At 70.2% G+C, this 17,249-nt stretch carries 17 protein-coding genes; 16 read left to right on the top strand and 1 reads right to left on the bottom strand.

Annotated features, from left to right (window positions below; genetic code table 11):
- Positions 1 to 73: 73 nt before the first annotated feature.
- The 3 genes from AB0E78_RS28355 (at position 74) to ftsH (ending at position 6,459) form a co-directional block, all read left to right on the top strand.
- Positions 74 to 2,533, top strand: a complete 2,460-nt coding sequence (locus AB0E78_RS28355) for a [protein-PII] uridylyltransferase (RefSeq protein WP_361838061.1) — start codon at positions 74 to 76, stop codon at positions 2,531 to 2,533.
- Between the two features lie 324 nt (positions 2,534 to 2,857).
- Entirely contained in the window at positions 2,858 to 4,414 is a 1,557-nt protein-coding gene (ffh, locus tag AB0E78_RS28350) for a signal recognition particle protein (protein WP_361838058.1), read from the top strand.
- Positions 4,415 to 4,518: 104 nt separating this feature from the next.
- On the top strand, positions 4,519 to 6,459 hold the full coding sequence (ftsH, locus tag AB0E78_RS28345) for an ATP-dependent zinc metalloprotease FtsH (RefSeq protein WP_361838055.1): 1,941 nt from the start codon (positions 4,519 to 4,521) through the stop codon (positions 6,457 to 6,459).
- A 62-nt stretch (positions 6,460 to 6,521) separates the two neighbouring features.
- Here the strand turns inward: ftsH and AB0E78_RS28340 are convergent, their stop codons facing one another.
- The gene (locus AB0E78_RS28340) at positions 6,522 to 7,385 is read right to left on the bottom strand and encodes an SAM-dependent methyltransferase (RefSeq protein ID WP_361838052.1); all 864 of its coding nucleotides are present in this window, start codon (positions 7,383 to 7,385) and stop codon (positions 6,522 to 6,524) included.
- 227 nt (positions 7,386 to 7,612) lie between these two features.
- Here AB0E78_RS28340 and proS point away from each other — a divergent pair, with 227 nt between their 5' ends.
- The 13 genes from proS (at position 7,613) to AB0E78_RS28275 (ending at position 17,227) form a co-directional block, all read left to right on the top strand.
- A complete protein-coding gene (gene proS / locus AB0E78_RS28335; protein ID WP_361838049.1) occupies positions 7,613 to 9,028 on the top strand; it encodes a proline--tRNA ligase in 1,416 nt (471 codons plus the stop codon).
- A gap of 271 nt (positions 9,029 to 9,299) precedes the next feature.
- On the top strand, positions 9,300 to 9,896 hold the full coding sequence (locus AB0E78_RS28330; protein ID WP_160507454.1) for a hypothetical protein: 597 nt from the start codon (positions 9,300 to 9,302) through the stop codon (positions 9,894 to 9,896).
- 208 nt (positions 9,897 to 10,104) lie between these two features.
- The gene (gene rpsP / locus AB0E78_RS28325; protein WP_361838045.1) at positions 10,105 to 10,542 is read left to right on the top strand and encodes a 30S ribosomal protein S16; all 438 of its coding nucleotides are present in this window, start codon (positions 10,105 to 10,107) and stop codon (positions 10,540 to 10,542) included.
- A gap of 2 nt (positions 10,543 to 10,544) precedes the next feature.
- A complete protein-coding gene (locus AB0E78_RS28320; RefSeq protein ID WP_030361979.1) occupies positions 10,545 to 10,784 on the top strand; it encodes an RNA-binding protein in 240 nt (79 codons plus the stop codon).
- Positions 10,785 to 10,925: 141 nt separating this feature from the next.
- Entirely contained in the window at positions 10,926 to 11,504 is a 579-nt protein-coding gene (gene rimM, locus AB0E78_RS28315; RefSeq protein WP_361838042.1) for a ribosome maturation factor RimM, read from the top strand.
- Complete coding sequence (gene trmD / locus AB0E78_RS28310) at positions 11,504 to 12,325, top strand: tRNA (guanosine(37)-N1)-methyltransferase TrmD (protein ID WP_361838040.1); 822 nt, start codon at positions 11,504 to 11,506, stop codon at positions 12,323 to 12,325. The genes rimM and trmD overlap by 1 nt, the downstream gene beginning before the upstream one ends.
- 132 nt (positions 12,326 to 12,457) lie before the next feature.
- Positions 12,458 to 12,808: a 50S ribosomal protein L19 gene (gene rplS / locus AB0E78_RS28305; RefSeq protein WP_160507458.1), complete on the top strand. Its 351-nt coding sequence runs from the start codon at positions 12,458 to 12,460 to the stop codon at positions 12,806 to 12,808.
- Between the two features lie 45 nt (positions 12,809 to 12,853).
- Positions 12,854 to 13,573 (top strand): signal peptidase I, encoded by a 720-nt coding sequence (gene lepB, locus AB0E78_RS28300; protein ID WP_361838037.1) that lies wholly within the window; start codon positions 12,854 to 12,856, stop codon positions 13,571 to 13,573.
- Positions 13,566 to 14,651, top strand: a complete 1,086-nt coding sequence (gene lepB, locus AB0E78_RS28295) for a signal peptidase I (RefSeq protein ID WP_361838034.1) — start codon at positions 13,566 to 13,568, stop codon at positions 14,649 to 14,651. The genes lepB (AB0E78_RS28300) and lepB (AB0E78_RS28295) overlap by 8 nt, the downstream gene beginning before the upstream one ends.
- Entirely contained in the window at positions 14,536 to 15,507 is a 972-nt protein-coding gene (gene lepB, locus AB0E78_RS28290; protein WP_361838031.1) for a signal peptidase I, read from the top strand. The genes lepB (AB0E78_RS28295) and lepB (AB0E78_RS28290) overlap by 116 nt, the downstream gene beginning before the upstream one ends.
- Before the next feature lie 80 nt (positions 15,508 to 15,587).
- Complete coding sequence (gene lepB / locus AB0E78_RS28285; RefSeq protein WP_361838029.1) at positions 15,588 to 16,355, top strand: signal peptidase I; 768 nt, start codon at positions 15,588 to 15,590, stop codon at positions 16,353 to 16,355.
- A complete protein-coding gene (locus AB0E78_RS28280; protein WP_361838026.1) occupies positions 16,345 to 16,863 on the top strand; it encodes an NUDIX hydrolase in 519 nt (172 codons plus the stop codon). The genes lepB (AB0E78_RS28285) and AB0E78_RS28280 overlap by 11 nt, the downstream gene beginning before the upstream one ends.
- Before the next feature lie 55 nt (positions 16,864 to 16,918).
- Positions 16,919 to 17,227 (top strand): DUF2469 domain-containing protein, encoded by a 309-nt coding sequence (locus tag AB0E78_RS28275; protein ID WP_003965949.1) that lies wholly within the window; start codon positions 16,919 to 16,921, stop codon positions 17,225 to 17,227.
- Positions 17,228 to 17,249: the final 22 nt, after the last annotated feature.

Here is a 17,249-nt window from a genome sequence, read left to right as displayed (position 1 = left end):
CCCGGGTCGGACCAGGGCTGGGCGAACTGAGCGGAACTGAGCGGGACTGAGCGGGACTGACAGGAGCTGCTGGGTGACGAGTGTGGATGTACGTGGTGAATCGGACTCGGAAGACTCCGGACCCAGCGGCTATGCGGCGGCCCGGCTGCGCCTCCTTCAAGGGGAGGCGCAGTCCGGGCCGCCGCGCCGTTCGGCCCTCGCCGACCTCACGGACGACTGGCTGACCGGACTGTTCACGGCCGCGGGTGCGCCGCGGGGGGCCGCACTGGTGGCCGTGGGCGGGTACGGCAGGGGCGAGCTCTCGCCGCGCAGCGATCTCGACCTGCTGTTGCTGCACGACGGCAGCGTGGACGCCGGCGAGGTGGCGGCCCTCGCGGACCGCATCTGGTACCCCATCTGGGACCTCGGGCTCGCGCTCGACCACTCCGTGCGTACGCCCGCGGAGGCACGCAAGACCGCCGGCGAGGACCTCAAGGTGCAGCTGGGTCTGCTTGACGCGCGGCACGTCGTGGGCGATCTCGGGCTGACCGCCGGATTGCGTACGGCCGTGCTCGCCGACTGGCGGAACCTCGCGCCGAAGCGGCTGCCGGAGCTGCGCGAGCTGTGCGAGGAACGGGCCGAGCGGCAGGGGGAGTTGAGCTATCTCCTGGAGCCGGACCTGAAGGAGGCCCGGGGTGGCCTCCGGGACGCGACCGCGCTGCGGGCCGTCGCCGCCTCGTGGCTCGCGGACGCGCCGCGGGAGGGGCTCGCCGATGCCCGGCGTCGTTTGCTGGACGTGCGGGACGCGCTGCATCTGACCACGGGGCGCGCCACGGACCGGCTCGCTCTTCAGGAGCAGGATCAAGTCGCCGCCGATCTGGGCCTGTTGGACGCGGACACCTTGCTGCGACAGGTGTACGAGGCCGCGCGCACCGTTTCGTACGCGAGTGATGTGACGTGGCGCGAGGTGGGCCGGGTGCTGCGGTCCCGGTCCGTGCGGCCCCGGCTGCGGGCCATGCTGGGCGGCGGCAAGGGGGCGGCGGCCGAGCGGTCGCCGCTGGCCGAGGGGGTCGTGGAACAGGACGGGGAGGTCGTCCTCGCCCGGGCGGCCCGGCCCGAGCGGGATCCCGTGCTGCCGCTGCGGGCCGCCGCGGCTGCGGCCCAGGCGGGGCTGCCGCTGTCGCTGCACGCGGTGCGCAGGATGGCCGCCGCGGTGCGGCCGCTGCCCACGCCGTGGCCCGCGGAGGCCCGGGAGCAGCTGGTGACGCTCCTCGGAGCGGGGCGTCCGACGGTCGAGGTGTGGGAGGCGCTGGAGGCCGAGGGGCTGATCACCCGGCTGCTGCCCGACTGGGAGCGGGTGCGGTGCCGGCCGCAGCGCAATGCCGTCCACACGTGGACGGTCGACCGGCACCTGGTGGAGACGGCGGTGCAGGCGGCCGAGCTGACGCGCCGGGTGGGTCGGCCCGACCTGCTGCTTGTGGCCGGGCTGCTGCACGACATCGGGAAGGGCTGGCCGGGGGACCACTCGGTGGCCGGGGAGATCATCGCCCGTGACGTCGCCGCCCGGATCGGGTTCGACCGGGGGGACGTGGCCGTCCTCGCGACCTTGGTGCGCCACCACCTCCTTCTGATCGAGACGGCCACGCGGCGTGACCTCGATGACCCGGCCACGGTGCGGTCGGTCGCGGACGCGGTGGGTTCGGCGGGGACCTTGGAACTGCTGCACGCCCTGACGGAGGCGGACGCACTGGCCACCGGGCCCGCGGCCTGGTCCACGTGGCGGGGTTCGCTCGTCGCCGACCTGGTGAAGCGGGTCGGGGCGGTGCTGTCGGGGGACGAGCCGGAGGGCACGGAGGACGTCGCTCCGACCGCCGAGCAGGAGCGGCTCGCGGTGGAGGCGTTCCGCACGGGTGGGCCGGTGCTCGCGCTGCGGGCGCAGACGGAGGGGCCGGGGGACGCGGCTTCGGAGGCGTCCGGGGGCCCTGAGCCGCTGGGCGTGGAGCTGGTCATCGCGGTGCCGGAACAGCCCGGCGTGCTGTCCGCGGTCGCGGGGGTGCTCGCCATGCACCGGCTCGCGGTGCGGACCGCGGAGTTCCGGGGGATGGGGGTGCCCACCGGGGGCGATGGCTCCGTGCTGCTCCTGAACTGGTGGGTCGCCGCGGAGTACGGGTCGCTGCCGCAGGCCGCGCGACTGCGGGCGGATCTGGTGCGGGCCCTGGAGGGTTCGCTGGACATCGCGGGGCGCCTCGCCGAACGGGACGCGGCGTACCCCAGGCGCCGGGGCACGGTCGCGCCACCGCCTCGCGTCACGGTGGCATCGGCGGGCTCCCGCCTCGCGACGGTGATCGAGGTGCGGGCCCAGGACGCCCCGGGCCTGCTGCACCGCATCGGCCGGGCGCTGGAGTCGGCGGGGGTAGAGGTCCGCAGCGCCCACGCGTCGACGCTGGGCGCGAACGCGGTGGACGCGTTCTACGTGACGGACTCGGGAGCACCTTTGCCGGGGGAGCGGGCGGCGGGGGTGGCCCGGGCCGTGGAGGAGGCGTTGAGGGGGTAGTTGCCCCCACCCGCCCCGATGCCGTACGCACTTCCTGCCCACCCCCGGCGCCCCGGGGCGATCGGGTGGGTGGGAAAGGCTTGTTCGGTGTGAAGGCGGACGCAGGGCGACCGGCCACGAGGGAGGGGCGCGCGGCTTGCCCCCGGCACGCGGGACTGCGGCAGGGGAACGCCCCGCCGCAGGGTGTGGAAGTCCCGCCCGGACGCTGCGCACCCAAGCGCCCAGTGGTGCGGATACCCTGGAGGGCGACCCATCCGCCCTCCCCCACGCTCAGCTCCGCGCGAGCGGGGGGCGCCCCCTTCGACCCGAGGATTCGCGACCGCCGTGTTCGACACTCTCTCCGACCGCCTCGCAGCGACATTCAAGAACCTCCGGGGCAAGGGCCGCCTGTCCGAGGCGGACATCGACGCCACGGCGCGCGAGATCCGCATCGCCCTGCTCGAGGCGGATGTCGCCCTTCCCGTCGTCCGGGCCTTCATCAAGCAGGTCAAGGAGCGCGCCACCGGGGCCGAGGTCTCCCAGGCCCTGAACCCCGCCCAGCAGGTCATCAAGATCGTCAACGAGGAACTCGTCGGCATTCTGGGTGGCGAGACCCGGCGGCTCCGGTTCGCGAAGAACCCGCCGACCGTCATCATGCTCGCGGGCCTGCAGGGTGCCGGTAAGACCACCCTCGCCGGAAAGCTCGGCCTCTGGCTGAAGGGGCAGGGCCACTCCCCGCTCCTCGTTGCGTGTGACCTGCAGCGGCCCAACGCCGTGAACCAGCTCTCCGTCGTCGCCGAGCGCGCCGGCGTCGGCGTCTTCGCGCCGGAGGCGGGCAATGGCGTGGGCGACCCCGTCAAGGTCGCCAAGGACTCGATCGAGTTCGCCAGGACCAAGCAGTACGACGTCGTCGTCGTCGACACCGCCGGCCGCCTCGGTATCGACCAGGAGCTGATGCAGCAGGCCGCGGACATCCGCGACGCCGTCAGCCCCGACGAGGTCCTCTTCGTCGTCGACGCCATGATCGGTCAGGACGCCGTCAACACGGCCGAGGCCTTCCGCGACGGCGTCGGCTTCGACGGCGTCGTCCTGTCGAAGCTCGACGGCGACGCCCGCGGTGGTGCCGCGCTCTCCATCGCGCAGGTCACCGGCCGTCAGATCATGTTCGCCTCGAACGGCGAGAAGCTGGACGAGTTCGACGCGTTCCACCCGGACCGCATGGCGTCCCGCATCCTCGGCATGGGCGACATGCTCACGCTGATCGAGAAGGCCGAGCAGACCTTCTCCCAGCAAGAGGCCGAGAAGATGGCCGCCAAGCTGCAGGGCAGCAAGGGCGGCAAGGACTTCACGCTCGATGACTTCCTGGCCCAGATGGAGCAGGTCAGGAAGATGGGCAGCATCAGCAAGCTGCTCGGGATGATGCCCGGCATGGGGCAGATCAAGGACCAGATCAACAACATCGACGAGCGGGACGTGGACCGCACCGCCGCGATCATCAAGTCGATGACGCCCGCCGAGCGTGCGGACGCGGCGATCATCAACGGCTCGCGCCGGGCTCGTATCGCCAAGGGTTCCGGCGTCGAGGTCAGCGCCGTCAAGAACCTGGTCGAGCGCTTCTTCGAGGCCCGCAAGATGATGTCGCGGATGGCCCAAGGTGGCGGAATGCCGGGTATGCCCGGGATGCCGGGCATGGGTGGCGGCCCGGGCAAGCAGAAGAAGAAGCAGAAGCAGGCCAAGGGCAAGCGGAAGTCGGGCAACCCGATGAAGCGCAAGCAGGAGGAGCAGGAGGCCGCCGCCCGCCGCGAGCAGGCCGGTCAGGAAGGCGGCGCCTTGGGCCTCCCCGCCGGACAGCAGGGGCAGAATTTCGAGCTGCCGGACGAGTTCAAGAAGTTCATGGGCTGACACCTCATCCCGTACGCCGCCTGGGGCGCCCCTCTGCCGAGAGGGGCGCCCCAGGCGTTTTCGGAGCAGGTGCCCAGCCCCTGTTTGTGTCGTAACGTCCGAATATGAGCAACCCTGTGCCGCCGCGCCGGGCGCCCGACCAGCCGTGGCGCTCCGAGGGCGCACCGCCGCCCGAGCCCACGCCGCCGCCGAAGAAGAAGATGCCGGGCGGGTGGGGCGGACTCATCCTCACCGCGCTCATCGTCTATCTCATCGCCAACCTCGTCCTGTCCTTCTTCAACGACGGCGACGAGCCGACGATCTCGTACACGGAGTTCAGCAAGCAGGTCGACTCCGGGAACGTCACGAAGATCTACTCCAAGGGCGACGCGATCCAGGGGCAGCTCAAGAAGGAGCAGGAGAAGCCGGGCGACGAGAAGGGGAAGTACACCAAGTTCACCACTCAGCGCCCCGCCTTCGCCGACGACAAGCTCTGGGACGACCTCACCAAGCACGACGTCACCGTCACCGCCGAACCCGTCGTCCAGGAACGCAGCTTCCTCTCCAACCTGCTCATCTCGCTCGCCCCGATGCTGCTCCTGGTCTTCCTGTGGATCTTCATCGCCCGGCGGATGAGCTCGGGCATGGGCGGCGGCGCGGGCGGGATGCTGGGCCGCAAGGCGCCACCGAAGCCGGTGGAGCTCGAACCCGGCGACAAGCGCACCACCTTCGAGGACGTGGCGGGCATCGACGAGGTCGAGGGCGAGCTCAGTGACGTCGTCGACTTCCTGAAGAATCCCGCCGCCTATCGCGAGATGGGCGCCAAGATGCCGCGGGGCGTGCTGCTCGCGGGCCTGCCCGGCACCGGCAAGACGCTGCTCGCACGGGCCGTCGCCGGTGAGGCCGGGGTGCCCTTCTTCTCGGCGTCCGCCTCGGAGTTCATCGAGATGATCGTGGGCGTCGGCGCCTCGCGCGTACGTGAACTCTTCGCCGAGGCCAGGAAAGTCGCGCCGTCCATCATCTTCATCGATGAGATCGACACCATCGGACGGGCGCGTGGCGGCGGCAGCGGGATGGGCGGGCATGACGAACGTGAGCAGACGCTGAACCAGATCCTCACCGAGATGGATGGTTTCTCGGGCTCCGAAGGCGTCATCGTCCTCGCGGCCACCAACCGCGCCGACATCCTCGACCCCGCCCTGACCCGCCCCGGACGCTTCGACCGGGTCGTCACCGTCAGCCCGCCCGACCGCGGCGGACGCGAGGCCATCCTCAAGATCCACACCCGTGAGATCCCGATGGCGGGCGACGCCGACCTCGCCCAGGTCGCCCGTACGACACCGGGGATGACCGGCGCCGAACTCGCCAACCTCGCCAACGAAGCCGCGCTGCTCGCCGTCAAGCGCAAGCAGAGGGAAGTGACGCAGGCCGACCTCTCCGAGGCGCTCGAAAAGGTCCAGCTCGGTGCCGAGAGGCCGCTGGTCATGCCGGACGAGGAGCGGCGCCGCACGGCGTACCACGAGAGCGGGCACGCCCTGCTGGGCATGCTGCAGCCCGGCGCCGACCCTGTCCGGAAGATCACCATCGTGCCCCGGGGCCGCGCGCTCGGCGTCACCCTCTCCACCCCGGACTCCGACAAGTACGCGTACACGGAGGAGTATCTGCGCGGCCGCATCATCGGCGCCCTGGGCGGCATGGCGGCCGAACAGGTCGTCTTCGGCGTCGTCACGACGGGCGCCGAGAACGACCTGGAGCAGGTCACCAACATCGCCCGCGGCATGGTCGCCCGCTGGGGCATGAGCGAACGCGTGGGCCGGCTCTCCGCGCTGCCGAGCGACGCCCAACAGGCGTACGGGCTCTCGGCCGCCCCGGCCACCCTCGACACGATCGACCACGAGATGCGGCGGATCGTCGACGAGTGCTACGAGATCGCGTGCCGGCAGCTGACGGACCACCGGGGGCAGCTGGACGCCCTGGCCGCCGCGCTCCTGGAGAACGAGACCCTGGAGGAGGAGGCCGCCTACCGGGTCGCCGGCGTCACACGGCTCACCAAGGACGCCGGCTAGCCCTCTTCGCGGGCGAAACGGCCCCGACCGCCTGCGGACGGCGCCGGGCGGGAGCCGGCCCGCTACCGCGTACGCGCGATCAAGTAGCGGAAGACGTTCGGCATCCACACGGTCCCGTCCCGCCGCTTGTGCGGGTGCAGGGCCTCCGTCAGCTCCTTGTCGACCTGAACCTGATCCGTCGCGCCCACCGCCGCGTCGAACAGTCCGGTGGAGAGCAGACCGCGCACCGCGCTGTCCGTGTCCGCGTACCCGAACGGGCACGCGACGCGCCCCGAGCCGTCCGGCTTGAGGCCCGCCCGCTGGGCGACCTCCTCCAGGTCGTCCCGGAGCGCGGAGCGCCAACTTCCCGCACTACGGAGCGGGTCGGCGAGCTTGGCCGCCACCTTCAGTACAGAAGAGGTCGTGCAGCGCTCCGGCGGACCCCATCCCGCGAGGACCACGGGGGTGCCGCGCCCGGTCAGCGCCACGGTGGCCTCCAGAAGGCCGGAGAGGCCCTCGGAGTCGCCCGCCACACAGCCGATCGGCTGGAACGCGGTCACCATGCTGAAGGCGGGTACGTCCGGCCCCGCGACGTCGGCGGGGCCGCCCTCGACGAGCCGGGTGCCGCCGTGCGGCCGTTCGTCCGAGCCCGCGTCCGGCAGCAGGCGTTCGCGTGCCAGGGCGAGCCGTTCGGGTGCCGAGCAGTCGACACCGGTCACCGAAGCGCCCCGGGAAGCCGCCATCAGGAGGGCGAGCCCGGAACCGCAGCCGAGACCGAGAAGCCGTGTTCCGCTGCCGACGTCGAGTCGTTCGTACACCGCTTCATAGAGCGGGACCAGCATCCGTTCCTGGATTTCCGCCCAGTCACGCGCGCGTGCGCACCGGTCCGCGCCGCGGGGGGTCGAGCCCGCGCGGGGGAGGTGCGACTGCGCGAGTGTAGGTGTCATCGAAAGCGCCCCAATCCGACGAGAGTTGCTGGAGTGTCGTATTCAAACGGTTCGTCCGCGCCCATGCAGTGCGCTCGCACTCCCCCCGTATGCCAGAGAACTCCGCATCCGTCGCGGCGTCCAGAGGTTGTGGGGCAATGCTTGTGTGCCACCGTCGTGCGCCCCCTGGGAGGACCCGGGAACAATTCAATTCACGCTCTCGGGAGGCTCGCCGTACCATGCGCGCCATGGCTAAGGCACCCGTTCTCACGCCCCGGGCGGAAGACTTTCCGCGCTGGTACCAGGACCTGATCAACAAGGCCGAGCTGGCCGACAACGGTCCGGTGCGCGGCACCATGGTGATCCGGCCGTACGGCTACGGTCTCTGGGAACGCATGCAGCAGGACATGGACGCGCGCATCAAGGAGACGGGCACCCAGAACGCGTACTTCCCCCTCCTGATCCCGCAGTCGTACCTGACCCGCGAGGCCGAGCACGTCGAGGGTTTCGCCCCCGAACTGGCCGTCGTCACGCACGGCGGGGGCAAGGAGCTCGAGGAGCCGGTCGTCATCCGCCCCACCTCCGAGACGATCGTCAACGAGTACTTCTCCAAGTGGGTGCAGAGCTACCGTGACCTGCCGCTCCTGATCAACCAGTGGGCGAACGTGGTCCGTTGGGAGCTGCGGCCCCGGCTCTTCCTGCGCACGTCGGAGTTCCTCTGGCAGGAGGGCCACACGGCCCACGCGACGTACGAGGAAGCACGCGACTTCGCGGCCCGCATCCACAAGGACGTCTACGGGGCCTTCATGCGGGACGTCCTCGCGATGGACTTCGTGCTTGGCCGCAAGACCGCCCGGGAGCGCTTCGCCGGCGCCATCAACACCCTCACGCTCGAAGGCATGATGGGCGACGGCAAGGCCCTCCAGCTCGGCACCAGTCACGAACTCGGTCAGAACTTCGCCAGGGCCTTCCACACCCAGTACCTCTCCAGGGAAGGCAAGCAGGAGCTCGTCTGGCAGACCTCCTGGGGCAGTACGACGCGCATGATCGGCGCCCTGGTGATGATGCACGGCGACGACAGCGGACTGCGGGTCCCGCCGCGCCTCGCGCCGGTCCAGGCCGTGGTCCTCGCCATCAAGGGCGACGACGCGGTGCTCGCCACGGTCCGCGAGATCGGCGACCGCCTCAAGGCCGCGGGCGTGCGCGTCCAGGTCGACGACCGCACGGACACCCCCTTCGGGCGTCGAGCCGTCGACTGGGAGCTCAAGGGAGTGCCGGTCCGCGTCGAGGTCGGCCCGCGCGACCTGGAGAACGGCACCGCGATGCTGGCCCGCCGCATCAGGGGAGGCAAGGAGCCGGTCGCGATCGACTCGCTGGCGACGCTGCTGCCCACCGTCCTCGAGGAGGACCAGAAGCTGCTTCTCGATCAGGCCCGCGAGCGCCGGGAGTCCCGCACCTCGGACGTCACCACCGTCGGCCAGGCCGTGGAGGCCACGGCCGCCGGCGGCTGGGCCCGCATCCCCTGGGCCACGCTCGGCCCGGAGGGCGAGGCGGAGCTCGCGGAACACTCGGTGTCCGTACGGTGTCTGGTCACGGAGGACGGGGCGGTGCCGGACGCCGACGAGACCCCGGGTAACGTCGCTGTCGTGGCCCGCGCCTACTGACGAGCGCTCCTCCGGTAGCGGTGCGCTCGATCCCGGCTCGTACGCCTGCCGGTTGACACGAGCTCGGGTGTGCGCAGTTCCTCTACGCGCGGGCGCGTACGCGCTACTACGTACCGGCTTGCCACGAGCTGCGAGGCTTCTGGGCAGATCAGCGCACCCGCCCTCGTCCGGACGCATCAATGGCACATCAAGGGCAACTGACGGGTACGTGCAAATTATTTGGGATGCCCCGGAATGGAACCCCTGGGCATTCCGGCTCGTTGTTCACGACGTGAGCACGACACCACCTGTTCTCGCCGCAGAGCTGGCACAGGCGTGGGCCGATATTCAGCGGCACCACCCCGAGCTGCCCGATCTTGCCGCGCCCGAATCCCTGATCGGAGAGTCGTCGTCCGCCTGCGGCGCCGAACTCTCCTTCGAGCGACTGCTCCACGAGGCAGTCCATGGCATCGCCGCGTCACGCGGCGTACGCGACACCTCACGCGCGGGCCGCTATCACAACCGCAGATTCCTCGCGATCGCCGAGGAACTGGGCCTCGACCACCCCGAGGAGCCGCATCCCAGCAGCGGCTTCTCGCTGGTCACGCTCAACCCCGAGGCGCGCAAGCGCTACCGCCCGACGATCGAGCGGCTCCAGCGTGCCCTCAAGGCGCACACCGCGGCGACCGCCGCCGACACGGCACGCAGCTTCCGGGGCCCGGCCGCCCGGCACGGCTCCTCCGGGGGCGGCGTCCGGGTCAAGGCGGTCTGCGACTGCGGACGCAACGTCCGCGTGGTCCCTTCGGTGCTCGCCCAGGCGCCCATCGTCTGCGGCGGCTGCGGCAAGCCCTTCCGTATCCCGGAAGTGGTAGGCGCCGTGGCCCGGTGACCGGCTGAGCTGGAGCTGCGTCGCCCGGGGCGCCCGGACTGGTTTCGGACGCCCCGCCGACGTATGGCACAATGGCTAGCTGTACTCGACAGCCGCATAGGAACCCTCTCGCCTCCGGCTGACGCGTCCATCGGGCACCCCGAGTACCGCAACCCCACGTGGCATCTCGTTGTGCCCAACCACGTCAAGACCAGGAGACACCACTCCAGTGGCAGTCAAGATCAAGCTGAAGCGTCTGGGCAAGATCCGTTCGCCTCACTACCGCATCGTCGTCGCCGACTCCCGTACCCGCCGTGATGGTCGGGCCATCGAGGAGATCGGCCTGTACCACCCGGTGCAGAACCCGTCGCGCATCGAGGTCGACTCGGAGCGCGCGCAGTACTGGCTCTCCGTCGGCGCTCAGCCGACCGAGCCGGTCATGGCGATCCTGAAGCTCACCGGTGACTGGCAGGCGCACAAGGGCCTTCCGGCCCCCGCGCCGCTGCTCGTCGCGGAGCCCAAGGACAAGCGCGCCGCGTTCGAGGCCTTCACCAAGGGCCTCGAGGGCGACGACGCCAAGGGTGAGGCCATCACCCAGAAGGCCAAGAAGGCTGACAAGAAGGCGGACGCGGCCGAGGCCGCGCCCACCGAGTCGACCGAGGCCTGAGCATGCTCGAGGAGGCTCTCGAGCACCTCGTGAAGGGCATTGTCGACAACCCCGACGACGTGCAGGTCGCCTCGCGCAACCTGCGCAGGGGGCGTGTGCTCGAGGTCCGGGTTCACCCGGATGACCTCGGCAAGGTGATCGGCCGCAACGGCCGTACCGCGCGCGCTCTGCGGACCGTCGTGGGCGCCATCGGCGGCCGCGGTGTCCGCGTCGACCTCGTCGACGTGGACCAGGTTCACTGAACCACAGGTAGCACCGGCACGGGCCGGGGAGGGCTTCTGGCCTTCCTCGGCCCGTAGTCGTCTGTAGGCATCCGTAGTACGTCCGCGGGCGTCTGTAGTCGCCGACGGGACCCCTCCGTAGGCACATGACAGGAGAGAGCAGTGCAGCTGGTAGTCGCGCGGATCGGCCGCGCCCATGGCATCAAGGGTGAGGTCACCGTCGAGGTGCGCACCGACGAGCCGGAGCTCCGGCTCGGGCCCGGCGCCGTCCTCGCCACCGACCCCGCCTCCACGGGGCCGCTGACCATCGAGACCGGCCGGGTGCACAGCGGCCGCCTCCTGCTGCGCTTCGAGGGCGTACGCGACCGCACGGGCGCCGAGGCGCTGCGCAACACGCTGCTGATCGCGGAGATCGACCCGGAAGAGCTTCCGGAGGACGAGGACGAGTACTACGACCACCAGCTGATGGACCTCGACATCGTCACCAAGGAGGGCGTCGAGGTCGGCCGGATCACCGAGATCTCGCACCTGCCCTCGCAGGACCTGTTCATCGTGGAGCGGCCCGACGGCAGCGAGGTGATGATCCCCTTCGTGGAGTCGATCGTCACCGAGATCGACTTGGAGGAGCAGCGGGCGATCATCGACCCGCCGCCCGGCCTGATCGACGACCGCGCGGAGATCGCGTCCGCCAGGGACGACGAGTCTCCTTCGGACAAGGCTCCTTCGGGGGACGGCGCCTGATGCGGCTCGACGTCGTCACGATCTTCCCCGAGTACCTGGAGCCCCTGAACGTCTCCCTCGTCGGCAAGGCACGCGCGCGTGGCCAGCTCGACGTGAACGTGCACGACCTCAGGGAGTGGACGTACGACCGGCACAACACGGTCGACGACACCCCCTACGGCGGCGGCCCCGGCATGGTCATGAAGACCGAGCCCTGGGGCGCGGCCCTCGACGACGCGCTCGCCGACGGCTATGAGGCGGGCGCCCACGGGCCCGTCCTGGTCGTCCCCACGCCCAGCGGGCGGCCCTTCACCCAGGAGCTCGCCGTCGAGCTCTCCGAGCGGCCCTGGCTGGTCTTCACGCCCGCGCGCTACGAGGGCATCGACCGCCGCGTCATCGACGAGTACGCGACCCGGATGCCGGTCTACGAAGTGTCGATCGGCGACTACGTCCTCGCGGGCGGCGAGGCGGCCGTCCTGGTCGTCACCGAGGCAGTGGCCCGGCTGCTGCCCGGAGTCCTCGGGAACGCCGAGTCCCACCGCGACGACTCCTTCGCACCCGGCGCCATGGCGAACCTCCTCGAAGGCCCCGTCTACACGAAGCCTCCGGAGTGGCGCGGTCACGGCATTCCGGACGTGCTCGTCAGCGGTCACCACGGCAAGATCGCGCGCTGGCGCAGGGACGAGGCGCTGCGGCGCACGGTCCGCACCAGGCCCGATCTGATCGAGCGCTGCGACCCCGCCGCCTTCGACAAGAAGGACCGCGAGATGCTCTCGATCCTGGGGTGGCGGCCGGGCCCCGACGGCCGATTTGGGCGAGACCCCGAGGCCGTGGAACAATAGGCCGCTGCTGTACGTCCAGCGTGCGCCCCTGCCACAGGGGGAAAGACGCCCGCCCGACGCGAACAGCTATCGAATCCTCATCACGAACTTCCCGCTGATGACCTGTGGCATCAGTGAAGAAAGCAGACGATCATGGCTAACCTGCTCGACTCCGTCGACAGCGCTTCGCTGCGCACCGACATCCCGGCCTTCCGTCCGGGTGACACCGTCAACGTCCACGTGCGCGTCATCGAGGGCAACCGCTCCCGTGTGCAGCAGTTCAAGGGCGTAGTCATCCGTCGCCAGGGTGCCGGCGTGCGCGAGACCTTCACGGTCCGCAAGGTCTCCTTCTCCGTCGGCGTGGAGCGCACCTTCCCGGTGCACACCCCGATCGTCGAGAAGATCGAGCTCGTCTCCCGTGGCGCCGTGCGTCGCGCGAAGCTGTACTACCTCCGTGAGCTGCGCGGCAAGGCCGCGAAGATCAAGGAGAAGCGCGACAACTGAGCTCGCGCACGGGTCCACAGCGGAGCCGGATAGCATCTGGCCCCGATGGACACCGAAGCACAGCACATGGAGCGCGACCGCTCCTCCCCACCCACCGACTCCCCGAGCGCCGAGCGCGACGGAGGGTCCGAGGGGACGGAGGACCGGTCGCGCTCCGCTTTTATGTCGTTCGTGTCCTGGGTGCCCGGCGGCAGGATCACCCTGACGCTGCTCATCTGCATGGTGTCCCTGCTGCTCGTCAGCACCTTCGTGATGCAGCCGTTCCAGATCCCCAGCACCTCCATGGAGCCCGCGTTCCGGGTCGGAGACCGGGTACTCGTCAACAAGTTGGCGTACCGTTTCGGTTCCGAGCCGCAGCGAGGTGACGCGGTCGTCTTCGACGGCAGCGGCTACTTCGGGGATGCCGACTACATCAAGCGGGTCGCAGGGGTGGGCGGAGACCGGGTGGTCTGCTGCGACGAGCGGGGGAGGATCAAGGTGAACGGCGAGCCCGTCGACGAGCCGTACCTGTACCCGGGGGACACCCCCTCAAAGGCGCGCTTCGTCGCGGTCGTCCCCGAAGGCACCCTGTTCGTGCTCGGTGACCACCGCAGCCACTCCAGCGACTCCCGCGACCACCTGGGCCAGCCAGGCGGCGGCATGATCCCCGTCGACTCCGTGATCGGCAGGGCCGACTGGATCGCCTGGCCCATCGGCCACTGGACCTCCCTGGAGCGTCCCGACAGCTACGCGCGCGTGCCGGCACCAGGCGGCGCGCATGGGTAACCGCGGGCGGACCCGGGCCGCCAGTCACCGGACCGACACCCGGCTGCCCACCGGCTCCCGGCCCACCACCGGCCCCGTACTGCCCGGAAGGGCCGAGCGGCGCAAGCTCGCGCGGAAGGTCAAGCGGCGCAGGCGACGCTCGGCGATCAAGGAGATACCTCTCCTCATAGGCGTCGCGCTGCTGATAGCCCTGGTCCTGAAGACCTTCCTGGTGCAGGCCTTCGTGATCCCCTCGGGCTCGATGGAGCAGACGATCAAGATCGGCGACCGCGTCCTCGTCGACAAGCTCACCCCGTGGTTCGGTGCCAAGCCCGAACGCGGCGATGTCGTCGTCTTCAAGGACCCCGGCGACTGGCTCAAGGACGAGCAGGCCAAGAAGAAGGACGACCCCGTAGGCGTCAAGCAGGTCAAGGAAGGCCTCACCTTCATCGGGCTGCTGCCCTCCGACGACGAACGCGACCTGATCAAGCGCGTGGTCGGCGTCGGCGGCGACACCGTGAAGTGCTGCGACAAGAACAAGAAGCTCACGGTCAACGGAGTCCCGCTCACCGAGCCGTACATCAACCCGGGTGACGATCCCTCATCGTTCAACTTCGAGGTGAAGGTCCCCAAGGGGCGCCTCTTCGTCATGGGTGACCACCGCTCCGACTCGGCCGACTCCCGTTTCCACCGCACCGAGAAGTTCAGCGGCACCGTCTCCGAGGACAGCGTGGTCGGGCGGGCGCTCGTCATCGCGTGGCCCTTCGACCACTGGCGCAAGCTGGAAGAGCCCGATACGTACGCCTCTGTGCCCGACGCGCGTGCGGGGTCGGACACCGCCCTCGGGGCGTCGCATAGGCTGGCCCCCGGCGATCGATACGGATTGACCGGACTCCCGACCCCTGCGGAACTCCCGCTCGTTATGGGAGTGGTGGGCCTGCATCGCATCAGGAGCGGGCAGCGGCACGGACTGAGGAGTGGATGTGGGGGATGTGGCGGTCGGCGCACGGTCCGGGCACGGTGGGCCCGAGGAGCAGCCAGGGCGATCAGACGAGCCGGAACCCGGGGCCGCGCCGGACGGCGTGAACCCCGGGAATGACACCGCGGGCGCCCGTCCCGCACCCGATGAGACGGACGGGAAGCCCGCCAAGGGAGCGAAGAAGCCCCGCTCCTTCTGGAAGGAGCTGCCGCTCCTCATCGGCATCGCGCTGATCCTGGCGCTGGTGATCAAGACCTTCCTGGTGCAGGCGTTCTCGATTCCCTCGGACTCGATGCAGAACACGCTCCAGAAGGGCGACCGCGTCCTGGTCGACAAGCTGACACCGTGGTTCGGCTCGGAGCCGGAGCGCGGCGAGGTCGTCGTCTTCAACGACCCGGGCCACTGGCTCGACGGTGAGCCGACGCCCGACCCGAACGCGATCCAGCGGGTCCTCGGCTGGGTCGGGCTGATGCCGTCCGCCGACGAGAAGGACCTGATCAAGCGGGTCATCGCGGTCGGCGGCGACACGGTGGAGTGCAAGGGCACCGGCCCGGTGAAGGTCAACGGCAAGGCGCTGAACGAGCCGTACGTCTTCGAGGGCAACACCCCGTGCAGCGTCGACGACCAGGGCGGCCAGTTCAAGGTCACCGTCCCCGCAGGCAAAATCTGGGTCATGGGTGACCACCGGCAGAACTCGCTGGACTCCCGCTACCACCAGAACCAGCCCGGCGGCGGCGCCGTCCCCGTGGACAACGTCGTGGGCCGCGCCATCGTGATCGCCTGGCCGCCCACCCGCTGGGCGACGCTGCCCAAGCCGGACACCTTCGACCAGCAGGGCATCAACGCCGCGATGAGCGCGGCGCCCGCGGCCCTCGGCCTCGCGGGTGCGGTGCCGGTCGTGCTCTGGCGCAGGCGTCGGCTCACGGTGGCCGCTGCCCAGGCCGCGAGGGTTTCTGGCGGAGGTACCGCCGGGTAGGGTGCCGTCCCAGATCACCGATCTTCCGTGCTCCTGTTCGTAGGGGCGCGGGGTCGTCTCCGATATGGGGGAGCACTGGGATGAGCAGGACACCACGTACGGACGAGGGCCACGGACGGCTCGGCAGCGTGCTGTCGGGACTGGCCGTGGCCCTTGGCTGTGTGCTCTTCCTGGGAGGCTTCATCTGGGGCGCCGTCCTGTACCAGCCGTACACCGTGCCCACCGGGTCGATGACGCCGACGATCGGCGCGGGCGACCGGGTCCTCGCCGAGCGGATAGACGGCAGCGAGGTGCGCCGGGGCGACGTCGTCGTCTTCCGGCAGGCGAGCTGGGGCGACCTGCCGATGGTCAAGCGTGTGGTCGGCGTCGGCGGAGACCGGATCTCCTGCTGCACGGACGGCAAGCTGATGGTCAACGGCAAGCCCGTCGCAGAACCGTATCTTCCCGAGGGTGAGGGCGCCGCGGCCACCGGAATCCCGGCCACCACGGTCCCCAAGGGCAACCTCTTCCTGCTCGGTGACGAGCGCAGCGGCTCCCTGGACTCCAGCGTGCACCTGGGCGACTCCAACCACGGCTCCGTGCCGCGCGGTGCGGTCGAGGGCCGGGTCGACGCGGTGGCCTGGCCGACGGAGAGGCTCGGGACGCTGGAGCGGCCCGCGGGCTTCGCGGACATGCCGGGCGGAATCTCCGAGCCCGGGCCCGTGCGACTCATGGTGTGGGCCGTGGTGGCCGGTGCCGTCCTGGTCCTGGGCGGCGCCGCGTATGGCCCGGTGGCCAAGCGGATGCGGCGCGGGCGTGAGCGTCCGCAGAGCCGCGACCGCTCGGGGGAGAGCGCCCATGTCGGCTGAGCAGTCCCGGCCTGGGGTGGAGCCGAAGGCGCCGCGCAGGGTCGCGCGGGTGGTGCTGCTCGATCCGCAGGACCGTATCCTCCTGCTGCACGGCCACGAGCCGGAGGACACGGCGGACGACTGGTGGTTCACGCCGGGCGGCGGTCTGGAGGGCGACGAGACGCATGAACAGGCCGCGCGGCGAGAACTGATGGAAGAGACGGGCATCTCCGAGGTCGAGCTCGGTCCTGCCCTGTGGCAGCGCCTCTGCTCCTTCCCCTTCGCCGGACGGCGCTGGGACCAGGACGAGCGGTACTTCCTGGCGCGTACGTCTCAGACGTACACGCAGGCCACTGGGCTGACGGAGCTGGAACGACGGAGTGTCGCGGGAGCGCGCTGGTGGACGTGCCAGGAACTGACCGAGGCACATGAGACGGTGTATCCGACCAGGCTCGCCGAGTTGCTTCGCAGGCTGCTCGACGAGGGTCCTCCGAGCCGGCCCGAGACGCTCGACACGGAAATCGTGTAGAGGCTTCAGGGGCTGACGCACAATAGGGGGACGCACGGCTGAAGGGGAACATGCCATGAGCGCCGAGGACCTCGAGAAGTACGAGACCGAGATGGAGCTGAAGCTCTACCGGGAGTACCGCGATGTCGTCGGTCTGTTCAAATATGTGATCGAGACCGAACGGCGCTTCTATCTCACCAACGACTACGAGATGCAGGTGCACTCCGTCCAGGGTGAGGTTTTCTTCGAGGTATCCATGGCGGATGCCTGGGTGTGGGACATGTACAGGCCCGCACGGTTCGTGAAGCAGGTACGCGTCCTCACGTTCAAGGACGTAAATATCGAGGAGCTCAACAAGAGCGATCTTGAGCTGCCGGGCGGCTGAGTTCACCGGCACGGGTGAGCGA

This window comes from Streptomyces sp. NPDC032198 (assembly GCF_040636975.1).
Classification (GTDB): domain Bacteria; phylum Actinomycetota; class Actinomycetes; order Streptomycetales; family Streptomycetaceae; genus Streptomyces.
This window is presented reverse-complemented; position numbering and strand designations above follow the sequence as displayed.

What these genes read in the sequence shown, in the direction of transcription:
- ftsH (WP_361838055.1), top strand. Translation starts at nt 4,519, where the DNA reads ATGAGCAACCCTGTGCCGCCGCGCCGGGCGCCCGACCAGCCGTGGCGC.
- AB0E78_RS28340 (WP_361838052.1), bottom strand. Translation starts at nt 7,385, where the DNA reads ATGACACCTACACTCGCGCAGTCGCACCTCCCCCGCGCGGGCTCGACC.
- proS (WP_361838049.1), top strand. Translation starts at nt 7,613, where the DNA reads ATGGCTAAGGCACCCGTTCTCACGCCCCGGGCGGAAGACTTTCCGCGC.
- AB0E78_RS28320 (WP_030361979.1), top strand. Translation starts at nt 10,545, where the DNA reads ATGCTCGAGGAGGCTCTCGAGCACCTCGTGAAGGGCATTGTCGACAAC.
- trmD (WP_361838040.1), top strand. Translation starts at nt 11,504, where the DNA reads ATGCGGCTCGACGTCGTCACGATCTTCCCCGAGTACCTGGAGCCCCTG.
- rplS (WP_160507458.1), top strand. Translation starts at nt 12,458, where the DNA reads ATGGCTAACCTGCTCGACTCCGTCGACAGCGCTTCGCTGCGCACCGAC.
- lepB (WP_361838037.1), top strand. Translation starts at nt 12,854, where the DNA reads ATGGACACCGAAGCACAGCACATGGAGCGCGACCGCTCCTCCCCACCC.
- lepB (WP_361838034.1), top strand. Translation starts at nt 13,566, where the DNA reads ATGGGTAACCGCGGGCGGACCCGGGCCGCCAGTCACCGGACCGACACC.
- lepB (WP_361838029.1), top strand. Translation starts at nt 15,588, where the DNA reads ATGAGCAGGACACCACGTACGGACGAGGGCCACGGACGGCTCGGCAGC.
- AB0E78_RS28280 (WP_361838026.1), top strand. Translation starts at nt 16,345, where the DNA reads ATGTCGGCTGAGCAGTCCCGGCCTGGGGTGGAGCCGAAGGCGCCGCGC.
- AB0E78_RS28275 (WP_003965949.1), top strand. Translation starts at nt 16,919, where the DNA reads ATGAGCGCCGAGGACCTCGAGAAGTACGAGACCGAGATGGAGCTGAAG.